The sequence below is a fragment of the Enterococcus saccharolyticus subsp. saccharolyticus genome (assembly GCF_029023825.1).
In the GTDB taxonomy this organism is placed as follows: domain Bacteria; phylum Bacillota; class Bacilli; order Lactobacillales; family Enterococcaceae; genus Enterococcus_F; species Enterococcus_F saccharolyticus.
This window is the reverse complement of record NZ_CP118957.1, coordinates 1,010,135-1,024,571: the sequence shown is the minus strand read 5'-3', so window position 1 is coordinate 1,024,571 and position 14,437 is coordinate 1,010,135. Positions and strand designations below refer to the sequence as shown.

Genomic DNA, 14,437 nt, shown 5'->3' with positions numbered 1-14,437 from the left:
GTTTTCTGAATTTTTTTTATTTTCTGCACAAATGGTAAACTTTACCAAAATGCACACCGTAAAATGAAAAAAAAATTAAAAAATATCGACGTTTTTATCATTGTACATGAAAAACAAATGAATGTTAAGTAAATAAATCCTAAAAAAAGCATTGCGACAAAAAATGTCGCAATGCGCCTTAAGCAAACAATGTTTCAATTAATTCTTGCGTTTCGTCTATACCATTTTGAGCCAGACTTTGTACGATGCAACTACCAATGATAACACCATCGCAATAGTTATTAAATATTTGCACATGCTCTGGTTTTGAGACACCAAATCCCGCTAGAACTGGAATCGGACTCTTTTCAGTAATTTTTTGGAGATGTTGGTACAAATTGTCTTGATAGTCACGATTGATTCCAGTTGTTCCATTAATTGTTACGGCATAAATAAACCCTTCTGCTTCACTGACTAATTGATCTATTCGTTCATCAGAGCTTGTTAATGTGACCAATTGAATGAATGCAATATCACTTTCTTTTGCTGGATCTAAAAACATTTCACGATGTTCGTAAGGTAAATCAGGAATAATTACACCTTTGACATCTGTCGAACTCAAATCTTCTACTAATCCCTCTAAACCATAATGTAAAAATGAATTAAAATAGCCCATTAAAATTAAAGGTATTGGTGAATTGAATTCTTTTAAGAAAGCAATAATTTTCTTCAAAGTGGTTCCCCGTTCACGAGAATGGATGCCAGCTAATTGAATCACTGGGCCATCTGCTACTGGGTCAGAAAACGGTACGCCTAATTCAATTGCGCTAGCGCCACTTTCTGCTAACATTTCAATTTCATGAGCCAAACGTTCTAAGCCATTTGCTCCAGCCATAATATACGGGATAAACAATTTATTGCCATTGTCTTTTTTTTGTTGTAATACACGCGTCAATGATTTCATTCCTGTGCCATCCTTTCTTTAATTTGTTGCACATCTTTATCCCCACGTCCAGATAAACAAATCAAAATACTTTCTTCTGGTGACATTTCTTTCGCTAATTTCATGGCATAAGCAATCGCATGAGAACTTTCAAGCGCAGGAATAATACCTTCTGTACGTGATAATAAATGGAACCCTTCTAGTGCTTCTTCATCTGTAATCGTTTTGTACTCAGCTCTGCCAGAAGTATATAGATGAGAATGCTCAGGACCAATCCCAGGATAATCTAAGCCTGCTGAAATAGAAAAGGCTTCTAGCACTTGCCCATCGTCATCTTGCAGTAAATGCATTTTGCTTCCATGTAACACCCCCACATCCCCTTTGGTAATAGATGCTGCGTGTTCTTCGGTATCCAATCCTTTACCAGCAGCTTCGACACCAATTAAGCGGACATCTTTATCATTGATAAATGGATAGAATAACCCTATCGAATTACTACCACCGCCAACACAAGCTAACGCCACTTCTGGCAGTTTCCCTTCTACTTCTAAATATTGTTGCTTCGCTTCTGTACCAATCACACTTTGGAAATCACGAACAATTTCTGGAAAAGGATGAGGACCTAAAGCGGAACCTAAAACATAATGGGTATCTTCCACAGTTGCCACCCAATAGCGCAACGCCTCATTCACGGCATCTTTTAATGTACGGCTACCTGAAACAACACTTTCAACTTTTGCACCTAATAATTCCATCCGGAAAACATTTAATTCTTGACGTTTTACGTCCACTTCACCCATGAAAATAATACATTCCATACCGAATAACGCTGCTGCAGTAGCCGTCGCAACTCCATGTTGACCAGCACCGGTTTCCGCAACAATTTTATTTTTCCCCATACGTTTGGCCAGCAATACTTGTCCAATCGCATTATTGATTTTATGTGCTCCTGTATGGTTCAAATCTTCACGTTTCAAATAAATTTTGGCACCACCAAGATGTTTGGTTAAGTTATCTGCATAATATAAAGGTGTTTCACGCCCAACATATTGTTTTAAATAATAATCTAATGTTTCTTGAAATTCTGGATCTTTTTTTGCTTCTTCATAAGTTTGTGTCAATTCTTTTACAGCATACATCAGTGTTTCTGGAACAAATTGTCCACCAAATTCACCGTAAAATCCTTTATTATCTGGTTGTTGGTACATGATCATACTCCTTTACTTGGTTAATAAATGCTTGAATTTTTGCTAAATCTTTCACGCCATTTGTTTCAACGCCACTAGAAACATCAACACCAAACGGTTGAAAATAGGCAATTGCTTGTTGCACATTTGCAACGGTCAGTCCACCAGCAACAAATAATTTTTCTTGCGGCAAAGTATTCGGCTGAATTGTTTCCCATGAAAACGGTTCTCCGTTTCCTCCATAATACTCTTTCGGAGGTGCATCTAATAGTAAAAAATCTGCAGTAGTAGCTAAATTCCGTTCATTTCCTTTGACACTTTTCGCTTGAATCATAGGTACACTGCATGTCCCTTCTGGAAATTCACCATGAATTTGGACTAAGTCCAGTCCCGCTTTCTCAATGACCATTTGTAATTGTCCAATAGTTGGAGAAACAAAAACTCCGACTTTTTTTATCGATGACGGGACATCTTCTGTTAGTAAACGAACTTGTTCAGGAGAGACTTCCCGTTTACTTTTCGCAAAGACAAAACCAATATAATCTGCGCCCAAGCGACAGACTTCATCTACCGTTTGCTTATCCATCAATCCACAAATTTTAACTTTCGTCATGACGACTCACTCGCAGTTCAGTAATTTTAGCTTTAGGGTCTTCTGCACGCATGAGTGTTTCACCAACCAAAATGACATGATAGTCTTGCGCAACACGTTGAGCATCTGCCCCTGTCACAAATCCAGATTCACTAATGTATACAGGACCATCATCCGGTTGAGCTAAATCTAAACTATGCTGAATATCGACCGTAAAAGTTTTTAAATTTCGATTGTTGACACCAATAATTTTTGCGCCAATTGCCTGTGCCTTTTCCATTTCTTCTACATTATGCGTTTCAACTAAAATCTCTAAGTCCAATGCTGTCGCTTTTTCATGCAATTCTTTTAATTGCTCGAAAGGTAACGCCGCAACAATTAACAACACCATACTTGCGCCTGCATTTTTTGCACGGAACAACTGTCTTTCATCAATAATAAAATCTTTACATAAAACTGGTACCTGTACATTTTTAGCGACGGTTTGCAAATCAGTTATATTCCCTTTGAAAAATACTTCATCTGTCAAAACTGAAATAGCTGAAACGCCTGCTTGTTCATAGGATTTTGCTTGTGACACAATATCGACATCAACGTTAATTTCGCCTTTTGAAGGAGAAGCACGCTTAATTTCGCCAATCACGTGTAACTTTTCAGGATGCGCTTTAACTTGTTGGTAAAACGGATAGGCTGCTGCTTGATTTTGTCGTTCAACCACTGGTAATTGAGCAACTTCTTTACGTTTTTCTACTAAAATTTTCTCTAAAAAATCCATTACTGGACCTCCTTTTGTTTCTCAACTAATTGAGCTAATTTTTCACGAGCCGCTCCGGAAGCAATCACTTTGCGTGCTTCTTCGACACCTTCTTGAACGCTCGTTACTTTGCCATTTGCGTAAAATCCTAAACCAGCATTTAATAAAACGGTATCTAAAAATGGAGATGGTTGATTATCTAATACAGAAACTAAAATTTCTGCATTGCGTTTCGCATCGCCACCCACAATTGCACCTAATGGATATTCTGGTAATCCCACTTCTGCTGCAGAAATGGTTTGCTCAATGACTTCACCATCTTCCAATAACGCAATTTTGGTATCGCCTGCCAAGTTTGCTTCATCCATTCCGTACGCACCTTGTAAAACAATCGCGCGTTTTCGTCCAAGTTTTCCAAGCGTTTCTGCGGTTTCTTTTAATAAATTCCCTGCAAAAGTCCCCATCAGTTGCGTTTCTAAATGCACTGGATTGGTTAAAGGACCAATTAAATTTAAAATAGTTGGGGTTGCTAGTTCACGACGAACATTACTCACATAACGCATACTTGGATGCATCGCTTGTGCAAATAAAAAGGCAATACCAATTTCATTTAGCAATTGACTAATTTGTTCTTGCGATGTCATTAATTTTACACCCAACTCTTCTAAAACATCGGCACTACCCGAACGACTTGAGATACTACGATTGCCGTGTTTTGCCATCGGAATTCCTCCAGCCGCCAATACAAAAGCAGTAGTCGTACTGACATTGAAGCTATTTGAATGATCGCCTCCTGTCCCACAATTATCCATCGCATTTACTGGCGCATTTTCAATGGTTAACGCATTTTTTTGCATGACTTTCGCAATAGCTGCCATTTCAGTTGACGTAATACCTTTCATTTTCAAAGCAATTAACGCTGCAGAAATTTGAGTATCTTTTAATTCACCTGCAAAAAGCGCTTCGGATAATTGCGTCATTTCTGTTTCGGTTAAATCATTTCCTTGATATAATTTTTCAAATATGTCTTTCATTTAATTATCCTCCACTGACTCTAGGAATGTATCAATCATTGTCTGACCTTCTGTTGTACCAATTGATTCTGGGTGAAATTGCAGTCCATATACAGGATACTCTTTATGTTTAATTGCCATAATTTCGTCATCAGCATAACCATATATTTCAAAAACATCGGGTAAAGTATCCGGTTCAATAATTAAAGAATGGTAACGCATGATATCGGTGTCTAAAGTGACATCCCGGAACAATCCTTGTTGTTCATGCTTTAATTGAGAAACCTTGCCATGCATGATTTTACTCGCAATACTAATTTTCCCTCCAAAAACTTCTCCTAATGCTTGATGACCTAAACAAATACCCAACATCGGTTTTTCTTTATAAAAACGACGAATTACCTCTTCCATAAGTCCCGCTTCATTTGGTCGGCCTGGACCTGGTGAAAACACAATTGCTGAAGCTTTTTGTGCCGTCTCCATTAAATTGGGATCATCATTTCGTAAAATGACTAATTCTGTATGAAATTGATGTGCTAGATTATGTGTGAATGAATCATAATTATCAACAAGTAAAATCATCTTCCCACCTCCAAAAGAGCTTTGGCTTTTTGTAACGTTTCATAATATTCAGCAGTTGGATCTGAATCAGCGACAATTCCCGCACCTGCTTGAATATATGCTTTTTTGTCTTTCACTAACATCGTACGAATCGCAATCGCAAAGTCTGCTTGATTATCCATGGAATAATAACCCACAGCGCCAGCATACATCCCACGTTTTACAGGTTCTAATTCATAAATGCGTGTCATCGCTCGAATTTTGGGTGCTCCACTGACAGTTCCTGCCGGCAAGGTTGCTCGTAACGCATCCATTGGTGTTAATCCTTCTTTTAGTTCACCAGTTACTAAAGAAACAATATGCATCACATAACGATATTTTTCAATCGTCATATGAATCGGTAAACGAACTGTTCCACGTTTGGCAATTTGTCCAATGTCGTTTCGTCCTAAATCAATTAACATCATATGCTCTGCACGTTCTTTTTCATCAGCTAATAATTCTTCGGCTAATGCAACATCTTCTTCAACCGTTGCGCCACGTTTTCGAGTACCGGCAATTGGGTTGGTCGTGACCAATCCGTTTTTGACACTCACTAAACTTTCAGGAGAACAGCCTACTACTTGCAATTCTTCAAAATCAAGAAAATACATATACGAAGACGGATTGGATAAACGTAAGTAACGATAATAATCAAATGGATCAATCTCAAATTCTGCTTGTAAACGTTGTGACAAAACAATTTGAAACAAATCGCCTTCTTCAATTAACTTTTTCGCTTTACGTACACGATTTTCAAATTCTGCTTGCGTGACATTACTAGTAAATGGTAAATTCAATTCTTTTTTTTCAATCAATTCTTTGCTTGAAGGTGTTTGTAAATACTCAATAACTTCTTGAATTCTATTTTCCATCTCGTCAGTTGTTTTTTGACTATAGGCATTTGAATGTACGATTGTTACCGTTTCAGTTCGATGATCGTATACGACGAAAACTTCAAAAACATAAAAATAAATATCTGGTACATTTAATTCATCTTTTGAAATCTCGCCAATGTTCTCATAGCAAGCTGCCACATCATAACCGACATAACCAATAGCCCCACCTTGGAAGGGAATTTCAGGAATTGTTTCTTCTTCATGTAGAATATGTTTTTCTAATTCTTTTAATGGATCGGCACAAGGAAAGCTTTCGCCATTGATTGAAAAAATTCCTTCTTGATAGCGTAATTCTTTAACAGGATCAAGAGCAATAATTGAATAGCGCGCCCCTTCTTCTGCTTCACGCGGATTACTTTCTAGCAAAAATTTTTTATCATTTTGAATTCTTAAAAAAATGGAGACAGGCGTCAAATAATCCCCCTGAATTTGTCGAATAATTTTCATTTTTTTCATCCTTTCCTTGACCGTTAGATACAAAAAAGCCCTCAGACTCGCTAAAAAGCAAATCTGAGGGCGAATAATTCACGGTGCCACCTCAATTTAATTTGAATAATTCTATTCAAATCCTCGTTATCAATCGTCTATCAACGATTTTCCTCTATAACGGGAGTTCCCGGAGTCACCTACTTCAGTTCAATGCCTCAGCGCAAAAGCCCATTCACTTTCTCTAACTTACTAACTCCCACCAACCGTTAGCTCCCTGTAAAGTATCAAAAAAGTTACTCTTCTTTTGTCCGCTTAATATTTAATCAGAATATTACAGTTTTCTCATTTAATTGTCAATATATTTTTATCATTTTATTAAAATTTGTAGTTTCACTATTTTTCTGACAGAGAAAACAATAATTATCTGAGCAAAAAATAGTTCTCACACGATGTTATTGTAAGTTTTGATGTGTTGGACATACGTTGGGAGCGAGATGGAACTTTTTGTAAAGATTTTGATGTTTGTATTAATAGGCTTCAGTCGGACAATATTGATAATTTAATTCGTGCAGTTATGGAGACTGCAACTCGAAAAGGTGATTTTTATGGTGCGAGTCTTTTAGGGATTTTCTGGGAGCATGGGATTCGCACCAAGGATTTATTCAAAGTATTTCTTATAGATAAAGCATACCATGCTTCCCCAAATACAACTATTTTACAAACAAAAAAGACCGAGATTTCTCTCAGTCTTCTGATTACTTATGACAAACAAAAAACCAGCGACGGCTTTTTTCATTTGGTTCACTATCGATAAAATCAGCATAAGCTTCGACATTACTAAATCCAGCATTTTCTAACAACATTAAATACGTACCTAATGAATACGTTCGTTCCTCATGTAATTCATCTTCACGAATAAAACGCCCCTCTTCATCTTGAACAAAAAATGTTAAAAAATGTTCAATGCTGTGCGGTGTTTGACCTTGATAACTGTCCCATAAAAAGGCAAATTCCTCTGTTTGATAATGGTAGCTGTATGAAGGAAATACTTCATCAATTTGATAAGTTGAATGCACATCAAAAATAAAGACCCCTTCGTCTTCAAGAATTTGATACACACCATCAAATACTTGTTGTACATCCATTTCATTTTGCATATAGCAAATAGAATCAGAAAAACAAGTAATTGCTTGATAAGTGCCCACATCAGATAAATCCAACATATCGCCTTCTACAAACTGAATATCAACTTCTGCTTCTTGTGCACGTCCACTGGCAATCATTAACATTTCTTCTGATAAATCCAATGCTGTCACATCAAATCCGTCTTTTGCAAATTCCACAGCTAAGGCACCCGTTCCACAGGCTAACTCTAAAACTTGTTTGCGTTCACCAAGATGACGTAAGGAGAACTCTAACCAACGCTTATATAGTCCCGTATCCATTACTTCGTCATAAACGAATGCAAAGGTTTCATACGCCATGATTACTCAACGACCCATTCACGAATGTCAACTAATGGTGCATCTGACCAAAGTTTTTCAAGATTGTAGAAATCACGTTCAGAATTGCTAAATACATGGATAATTACATCGCCTAAATCGATTAATACCCATTTACCGCCATCTTTTCCTTCCACACGTTTTACTTCTACTTGTGCTTTTTCTTCTTGTTCGATGATTTCCTCAACGATTGCATTAATTTGACGATCACTATTTCCTGAACAGATGACAAAATAATCTGCTAATAATGAAATTTCATGAACGTCTAATGCGATAATATCTTCTGCATGCTTAGAATCAGCTGCACGAACAGCGATTTCTAAAATTTGTTTACTATCTATGATAATTCCCTCCTTGGTCACTTTTTAGCGACCCATTTGTTGTATGTTTCAATTGTTTTTGGATAAATTGGCACCTCTTTTTCAACAAGATGTGCTAATGTATGCTTGGTTTCATAAGCAACTGCATCATCTAAATTGATTAAGGCAATTTCACGTGCTTTTTCCACACCAGGAAATTTACGACCAGGTTCGATATAGTCAGCTACATAAATAATTTTATCTAGTAATGACATTTCAGCAGCACCTGTCGTATGCACACGAATTGCTTGCAAAATTTCTTCATCGTCAATTTCTAATTCACGTTGAACAAAATTTGCACCTACTAAGCCATGCCAAATTTCATTTCCCCAATGCAATAAATCCAAATCAAACTGGTCACGACGAATCACTAATTGAAATTCATCGTCCGAACGTTCTTTGGCATAATCGTGCGTTAAAGCCGCAATGCTCGCCTTTTCCAATGAAGCACCATATTTACCAGCAAGCGCAATGGCTGTTTCTTCCACACCTAATACGTGACGGAAACGCTTTTCACTCATTTGCATTTGGACACGTTGCATTAATAATTCACGTTCTAATTTGGTATATTTCCCACTATAATTCATCTAGGTACAGCCCCTTTTCTTGAATATAGTTTACTACATTTGGTGGAACGAGGTAATTAACGGAACAACCTTGTGCAATCTTTTTGCGTAGTTGTGTCGAGCTGACATCCATCAATGGTACATCAATCCAAATAATTGGATACGGTGTTTCCGTTGCATAGTTAGGTCGACGTACACCAACAAAGTTTACCATTTGCATTAACTCATCAATCTTATACCATTTTGGTAGATATTCTACCATGTCACCACCGATAATGAAGTAGTAGTCGGTATCTGGATTTTGCTCCGTCAGTAATTTCATTGTATCGTACGTATAACTTTTACCTGCACGTTGTAGTTCAATCGGTTCAATTGTTAATAATGGATTGTCTGCAAGTGCTAATTCAAGCATCTGCAAACGATGACTCGCATCAATCGTCTTTTTTTCGTCTTGATGTGGGGGTTGATTAGACGGCATTAATGCCACAGTTTCTAACCCTAATGCTTTTCCCACTTGATCGGCCGTAATGAGATGAGCGATATGAACAGGATTAAATGTCCCGCCAAGAATCCCTACTTGCTTTCGTGGTGAGGTACGAATTGATTCCATTTCTGTAAATGTTTGTACACGACTAAATGTTTCACCTTGCAACTCAAAAGACCTCCTTCATTAGATTGAACGAACACGTGATGAAATTTTTTGATATTTTTCTTTTGATGATGGTTTAAATACAACTAAGACACGTCCAATAATTTGAACAATATCACAATTTAAAGCAGCTTCTAATTCTGCTGCAACATCTTCAGCAATTTCATCGGTATTTTGTAATAATGACACTTTAATTAATTCACGTTTTTCTAATGCTTCGCCAATTTGAGCGACCATTGCATCATTTACTCCACCTTTTCCTACTTGAAAGATTGGTTGTAAATGATGTGCTTCGCTACGTAAAAAACGTTTTTGTTTTCCTCTTAATTCCATCTTTTTTCTCCTTAAATCAATGCTTTTCTTCTTAGCACATCGACACCCTTAGGCGCCCATCCTGCAACAACGCCAGGTTGCGTTACGGTAATCCAGCCAAGTCCAGCAAAGACAATATCTGTTTTTTCTTTAATTGAAAATTCAAAACGAACAAGTTCAGGAAACGCCGCAACTTCTTCAGCACGTGGTGGTTGTAACAATCCACCGACATGTTTGTCATAAAACGCATCTGCTTTTTCTAATTTTGTTCGATGAATCTCTACGTCATTTGAGACATAGGCAATAAACGAACTGCGCTCCCCTTGAATAAAATCAAAACGTGCCAAGCCACCTAAGAACAATGTTTGCGCTGAATTTAATTGGTAAGCTTTTGGTTTAATTTCTTTGTGAGGTGCGACAATTTTTAAATCTTTTTTTCCTAAATAATGTGCCATCTGATGACGATGGATGATTCCTGGTGTATCAATTAAAAACCGACCATCTTCTAATGGAATTTCAATTTTATCTAAAGTCGTTCCTGGGAAACGTGACGTCGTAATTAGTTCTTGTACACCAGCGGATTGACGAATAATTTGATTAATCAAAGTTGATTTACCAACATTCGTTACACCAACAACATAGACATCGCGACCCTTACGATGTTCTTCAATCGCATCTAATAAGGTCGATAGTTCATGTGGTTTTTTTGCGCTCGTTAATAATACATCAACTGGGCGTAAACCAGCTTCATGCGCACGTTCACGCATCCATTGAGTTAATTTTGATTTTTTCAATGATTTAGGTAAAATATCCACTTTATTTCCCACTAATAACACTGGATTATTACCGACAAAGCGATGCAAACCAGGAATTAGTGAACCATTGAAGTCAAAAATATCAACCACATTCACAATCAATGCGTCTTTTTGACCTAATTCGTTTAAAAGACGCAAAAAGTCATCATCAGTTAATGAAACATCTTGAATTTCATTGTAGTGACGCAATCGAAAACAGCGTTGACAATAAACTTCACCTGTCTCTAACCCTTTTTCCAATGCAGCATTGGGTGTATAGCCTAATTCATCTTTATTCTCAGTTTGGATTGTTACGCCACAACCGATACATTGAATTGTTTCTGTCATTTTATTTCACCTTGCCATTTCATTTCCGGATGTTTGTTTAAAAGATATTTCATAATTTTTCGTTCCATCATACGGTTCAATTGCGTTTTCCAACTATCCGTATCGATTACAGGACGCACCAAAATACTTTTCACACCAGAACGATTCGCAGCACGAATGTCGGTCATAATTTGATCGCCTACCATCACAATGGCATCTTTTTCTACGCCAAGATCCTTACACGCTTTGTTAATGCCTTTTGCAAAAGGTTTTAAGGCACGTGCAACATAATCAAGTTCAAAAGCTTGGAGTGCTCGTCCTACACGTTCGGCATTGTTATTTGACACCACGATAACAGGGATATTGGCTTTCTTCATGGACTCAAGCCATATACGTAATTCGTCTGTTCCATCGGGGTTATTCCAAGCAATTAACGTATTGTCTAAATCAGTCAACACAGCTTTGATACCATGTTTATTTAATTGTTCAGGAGTCACTTTATAAATCGCATCTACCATCCAAGTTGGTTTGTAATTTGAAAACATATTTTCTCCTCGTAGTCAAAAAATGAAGGAGTACTGTGATGTACTCCTCAACCGTTGATTATACAATAAAATGCTTAAAAATAAAAGTTATCTACTTAAAAGTTTCTTATTACACACGATAAACTTTAGGAAGTTGGAAACGTTGGTGTTCTTCAAAGCTCAAACCAATTTGGAATAACAAATCTTCTCGCCCTTTAGATGCCATAAACTGAATGCCTAATGGCAACTCTTCTTGCGTAACAAATGTAGGTAAACTAATTGCAGGTTGTCCTGTTAAATTTGCTAGTTGCGTATACGGTGATAATGCCAAACTTTTTTCAAACATGTCGTAGACAACTTCTGCCGCTTCATTTGCCGAAAGTTCTGCTGCATGCAACAACCGTTCACGAATACTGTCACTCTGTAAATCTGTCGTTATTTTTGGTGCAGTATGTGCGGTTGCTGGAGTTAAAAACAAATCATATTCTTGGAACATTTTCTCCATTTGATCCGTCGCTTCATCCCACGATTGTAATGAATGGACGTAACTTGATGCCGATAATTTAGTCCCGTACTGGTAAATGCCCCATGTCATTAGTTCCATATCTTCCATAGTCATCTCACGTTTGAATCCTTGCGAAATATCTTCAAACATTGCAGCTGTTTCGGCACCATTCATTTGATAATAGTCACGAATTAAACGAGGACCATCTACTGGATACGTAATCTCTGTTAGCTCATAGCCTTGTTCTTCTAAAAATGCAATAGCTTCTTTCACTGCTTGTTTTGCCTCTGTTGACACCGGTGTTCCTACCGGAGATGTCGTTGTAAAAGCAATTTTCAATGGCTGTTTATTGGCTGGTTGATGCTGATGCCATTCTACTGCGGGTGCTTGATAAGGAGCCGCTAATTCCGTTCCACGCATGCCATAAAAAAGCGTCTGCGTATCACGCATTGACACAGTTAAGGCAAAAGAAATCGACGCTCCTTGCCATCCGCGCCAGCCTGAAGGTCCTACTGGCATTGTTCCTCTGGTTGGTTTTAAACCAATCAATCCATTAAATGAGGCTGGAATGCGAATCGAGCCACCTCCATCACTTGCTGCCGCAATTGGAAAGATACCTGCCGCCACAACAGATGCGGCACCACCGCTTGATCCACCTGCTGAATGCCCTAAGTTCCAAGGATTTCTCGTGTCACCATAAATTTTCGCATCCGTTACATTTTTAAACCCAAACTCTGGAGCGGCCGTTTGTCCCAATGGAATCAAGCCATTTCTTTCCAATCCATGAACAAAATGACTCGTATAAGTTGCACGTTGTTTGATAAACAAACGACTACCTGATGTTGCTAACCAACCTTTTTTAGAATGACCTAACATCTTTAAAGGAATCGGCAAACCAGCAAAAGTGGTTTCTTGAATATTTTTTGTTTCATTATATTGTTGCAAGGCTGCATCTTTATCAAAAGTGACTAAGGCATTTAATTGTGGATTTTCCTTTTTGACTTTCTGCTCGATTGCTTCCACGTATTCTTGAAAAGACAATTGCTTTGTTTTCAATTGCTCTGACCAAAATAATCCATCTTGTATCATTTCCTTCACCTCTCTTTCTTTTTACCATAAATACGCCGAATTTCATAATTTTTCTTGCATGTTTTCGTTTACAGATGATTTATAAATGTATATTTAACCTTTTTATTTATAAATATTGAATATTTATTCTATTTTCTATTGCCTATTAGAATATTTTCTGATACTATAACGTCATCACATTAAAAGCGAGGTATTATATAAATATGAAAGAAAAGGTTATTTTAGCTTACTCTGGAGGATTAGACACCTCTGTCTCAGTAAAATGGTTAGTAGATGAAGGATACGATGTTATTGCATGTTGTTTAGACGTGGGTGAAGGAAGAGATACTGAATCAATTCGCCAAAAAGCATTAGCTGTTGGTGCTAGCGCTTCTTATGCTATTGATGCTCGTGAAGAATTTGCACAAGATTTTGCTTTAATCGCTTTACAAGGGAATACATTTTATGAAAATTCTTACCCATTAGTTTCTGCTTTATCACGTCCTTTGATTTCTAAAAAATTGGTAGAATTAGCACATGAAACGAATGCGACAACTATCGCTCATGGTTGTACTGGAAAAGGAAATGACCAAGTACGTTTTGAAGTTGCTATCGCAGCGTTAGATCCATCTTTAAAAGTAATTGCACCTGTTCGTGAATGGAAATGGTCACGTGAAGAAGAAATTGCTTATGCCCAAGAAAAAGGAGTGCCAATTCCGGCTGACTTAGATAATCCATATTCTATTGACCAAAATCTATGGGGACGTGCATGTGAATGTGGCGTTTTAGAAGATCCATGGGCAACACCTCCAAAAGGGGCATATGAATTAACAAAAGAACTAGAAGATACACCTGATCAAGCTGATATTGTCCAAATTACCTTTAAAAAAGGTGTGCCGGTTGCATTAGACGGGAAAGAAATGAACTTGTCTTCTCTAGTTGCTGAATTGAATCAATTAGCAGGAAACCATGGTGTTGGTCGTATCGACCATATTGAAAATCGTCTCGTAGGGATTAAATCAAGAGAAGTTTACGAATGCCCAGGTGCAATGACCTTAATGGCTGCTCATAAAGAATTAGAAGATTTAGTTTTTGTTCGTGAATTAGCGCATTTTAAACCAATGATTGAGCACCAATTAGCACAAGTTATTTACAATGGCCTATGGTTCAATCCATTAACAGATGCCCTAATCGCCTTCTTAAAGAGTACACAAGAATATGTCAATGGCGTTGTTCGTGTGAAACTTTTCAAAGGAAATATTATTTGTGAAGGTAGAAAATCAGAAAATAGCTTATACGATGAAAATCTAGCAACTTATACTTCTGCAGATACATTCGATCAAGATGCCGCAGTTGGTTTTATCAAACTTTGGGGCTTACCAAGTAAAGTTCATGCAGAAATTCAAGCAAAACAAAACAACGCGTAACGGAGGTT

General features: G+C 37.4%; 16 protein-coding genes and 1 other annotated feature. Of the genes, 1 reads left to right on the top strand and 15 read right to left on the bottom strand.

The genetic code is table 11. The features are described 5' to 3' along the window. Window positions 1-178: 178 nt before the first annotated feature. From trpA to PYW32_RS05310, 15 genes are all read right to left on the bottom strand, one after another. Complete coding sequence (gene trpA, locus PYW32_RS05380) at window positions 179-943, bottom strand: tryptophan synthase subunit alpha (RefSeq protein ID WP_016175353.1); 765 nt, start codon at window positions 941-943, stop codon at window positions 179-181. Beyond that, complete coding sequence (trpB, locus tag PYW32_RS05375; protein WP_016175354.1) at window positions 940-2,130, bottom strand: tryptophan synthase subunit beta; 1,191 nt, start codon at window positions 2,128-2,130, stop codon at window positions 940-942. The genes trpA and trpB overlap by 4 nt, the downstream gene beginning before the upstream one ends. Next, entirely contained in the window at window positions 2,111-2,722 is a 612-nt protein-coding gene (locus PYW32_RS05370; protein ID WP_016175355.1) for a phosphoribosylanthranilate isomerase, read from the bottom strand. Before PYW32_RS05370 ends, trpB begins: the two co-directional genes overlap by 20 nt. Further along, on the bottom strand, window positions 2,709-3,476 hold the full coding sequence (gene trpC / locus PYW32_RS05365) for an indole-3-glycerol phosphate synthase TrpC (protein ID WP_016175356.1): 768 nt from the start codon (window positions 3,474-3,476) through the stop codon (window positions 2,709-2,711). The genes PYW32_RS05370 and trpC overlap by 14 nt, the downstream gene beginning before the upstream one ends. After that, window positions 3,476-4,489: an anthranilate phosphoribosyltransferase gene (trpD, locus tag PYW32_RS05360; RefSeq protein ID WP_016175357.1), complete on the bottom strand. Its 1,014-nt coding sequence runs from the start codon at window positions 4,487-4,489 to the stop codon at window positions 3,476-3,478. Before trpD ends, trpC begins: the two co-directional genes overlap by 1 nt. After that, the gene (locus tag PYW32_RS05355; RefSeq protein WP_016175358.1) at window positions 4,490-5,050 is read right to left on the bottom strand and encodes an aminodeoxychorismate/anthranilate synthase component II; all 561 of its coding nucleotides are present in this window, start codon (window positions 5,048-5,050) and stop codon (window positions 4,490-4,492) included. Beyond that, window positions 5,047-6,414 (bottom strand): anthranilate synthase component I, encoded by a 1,368-nt coding sequence (gene trpE / locus PYW32_RS05350; protein WP_016175359.1) that lies wholly within the window; start codon window positions 6,412-6,414, stop codon window positions 5,047-5,049. Before trpE ends, PYW32_RS05355 begins: the two co-directional genes overlap by 4 nt. A gap of 62 nt (window positions 6,415-6,476) precedes the next feature. Further along, window positions 6,477-6,714, bottom strand: a binding site (T-box leader). A gap of 437 nt (window positions 6,715-7,151) precedes the next feature. Then, the gene (locus PYW32_RS05345; RefSeq protein ID WP_016175360.1) at window positions 7,152-7,880 is read right to left on the bottom strand and encodes a class I SAM-dependent DNA methyltransferase; all 729 of its coding nucleotides are present in this window, start codon (window positions 7,878-7,880) and stop codon (window positions 7,152-7,154) included. A 2-nt stretch (window positions 7,881-7,882) separates the two neighbouring features. Continuing rightward, window positions 7,883-8,224, bottom strand: a complete 342-nt coding sequence (gene rsfS, locus PYW32_RS05340) for a ribosome silencing factor (protein WP_211210801.1) — start codon at window positions 8,222-8,224, stop codon at window positions 7,883-7,885. Between the two features lie 32 nt (window positions 8,225-8,256). Continuing rightward, complete coding sequence (gene yqeK, locus PYW32_RS05335) at window positions 8,257-8,844, bottom strand: bis(5'-nucleosyl)-tetraphosphatase (symmetrical) YqeK (RefSeq protein WP_016175362.1); 588 nt, start codon at window positions 8,842-8,844, stop codon at window positions 8,257-8,259. After that, a complete protein-coding gene (locus PYW32_RS05330) occupies window positions 8,834-9,433 on the bottom strand; it encodes a nicotinate-nucleotide adenylyltransferase (RefSeq protein WP_245558574.1) in 600 nt (199 codons plus the stop codon). Before PYW32_RS05330 ends, yqeK begins: the two co-directional genes overlap by 11 nt. Before the next feature lie 60 nt (window positions 9,434-9,493). Further along, on the bottom strand, window positions 9,494-9,805 hold the full coding sequence (gene yhbY / locus PYW32_RS05325) for a ribosome assembly RNA-binding protein YhbY (protein ID WP_016175364.1): 312 nt from the start codon (window positions 9,803-9,805) through the stop codon (window positions 9,494-9,496). An 11-nt stretch (window positions 9,806-9,816) separates the two neighbouring features. Further along, window positions 9,817-10,926 (bottom strand): ribosome biogenesis GTPase YqeH, encoded by a 1,110-nt coding sequence (gene yqeH, locus PYW32_RS05320; protein ID WP_016175365.1) that lies wholly within the window; start codon window positions 10,924-10,926, stop codon window positions 9,817-9,819. Beyond that, complete coding sequence (locus tag PYW32_RS05315; RefSeq protein ID WP_016175366.1) at window positions 10,923-11,450, bottom strand: YqeG family HAD IIIA-type phosphatase; 528 nt, start codon at window positions 11,448-11,450, stop codon at window positions 10,923-10,925. The genes yqeH and PYW32_RS05315 overlap by 4 nt, the downstream gene beginning before the upstream one ends. A 109-nt stretch (window positions 11,451-11,559) precedes the next feature. Then, window positions 11,560-13,020: an amidase gene (locus tag PYW32_RS05310; protein WP_211210802.1), complete on the bottom strand. Its 1,461-nt coding sequence runs from the start codon at window positions 13,018-13,020 to the stop codon at window positions 11,560-11,562. Window positions 13,021-13,226: 206 nt separating this feature from the next. Between PYW32_RS05310 and PYW32_RS05305 the strand changes: the two genes are divergently transcribed. Then, window positions 13,227-14,429 (top strand): argininosuccinate synthase, encoded by a 1,203-nt coding sequence (locus PYW32_RS05305; protein ID WP_016175368.1) that lies wholly within the window; start codon window positions 13,227-13,229, stop codon window positions 14,427-14,429. The last annotated feature ends 8 nt before the right edge of the window (window positions 14,430-14,437 follow it).

What these genes read in the sequence shown, in the direction of transcription:
- PYW32_RS05355 (WP_016175358.1), bottom strand. Translation starts at nt 5,050, where the DNA reads ATGATTTTACTTGTTGATAATTATGATTCATTCACACATAATCTAGCA.
- yqeK (WP_016175362.1), bottom strand. Translation starts at nt 8,844, where the DNA reads ATGAATTATAGTGGGAAATATACCAAATTAGAACGTGAATTATTAATG.
- PYW32_RS05315 (WP_016175366.1), bottom strand. Translation starts at nt 11,450, where the DNA reads ATGTTTTCAAATTACAAACCAACTTGGATGGTAGATGCGATTTATAAA.
- trpE (WP_016175359.1), bottom strand. Translation starts at nt 6,414, where the DNA reads ATGAAAATTATTCGACAAATTCAGGGGGATTATTTGACGCCTGTCTCC.
- trpD (WP_016175357.1), bottom strand. Translation starts at nt 4,489, where the DNA reads ATGAAAGACATATTTGAAAAATTATATCAAGGAAATGATTTAACCGAA.
- PYW32_RS05345 (WP_016175360.1), bottom strand. Translation starts at nt 7,880, where the DNA reads ATGGCGTATGAAACCTTTGCATTCGTTTATGACGAAGTAATGGATACG.
- PYW32_RS05330 (WP_245558574.1), bottom strand. Translation starts at nt 9,433, where the DNA reads ATGGAATCAATTCGTACCTCACCACGAAAGCAAGTAGGGATTCTTGGC.
- PYW32_RS05305 (WP_016175368.1), top strand. Translation starts at nt 13,227, where the DNA reads ATGAAAGAAAAGGTTATTTTAGCTTACTCTGGAGGATTAGACACCTCT.
- trpC (WP_016175356.1), bottom strand. Translation starts at nt 3,476, where the DNA reads ATGGATTTTTTAGAGAAAATTTTAGTAGAAAAACGTAAAGAAGTTGCT.
- yqeH (WP_016175365.1), bottom strand. Translation starts at nt 10,926, where the DNA reads ATGACAGAAACAATTCAATGTATCGGTTGTGGCGTAACAATCCAAACT.
- trpA (WP_016175353.1), bottom strand. Translation starts at nt 943, where the DNA reads ATGAAATCATTGACGCGTGTATTACAACAAAAAAAAGACAATGGCAAT.
- yhbY (WP_016175364.1), bottom strand. Translation starts at nt 9,805, where the DNA reads ATGGAATTAAGAGGAAAACAAAAACGTTTTTTACGTAGCGAAGCACAT.
- PYW32_RS05370 (WP_016175355.1), bottom strand. Translation starts at nt 2,722, where the DNA reads ATGACGAAAGTTAAAATTTGTGGATTGATGGATAAGCAAACGGTAGAT.
- trpB (WP_016175354.1), bottom strand. Translation starts at nt 2,130, where the DNA reads ATGTACCAACAACCAGATAATAAAGGATTTTACGGTGAATTTGGTGGA.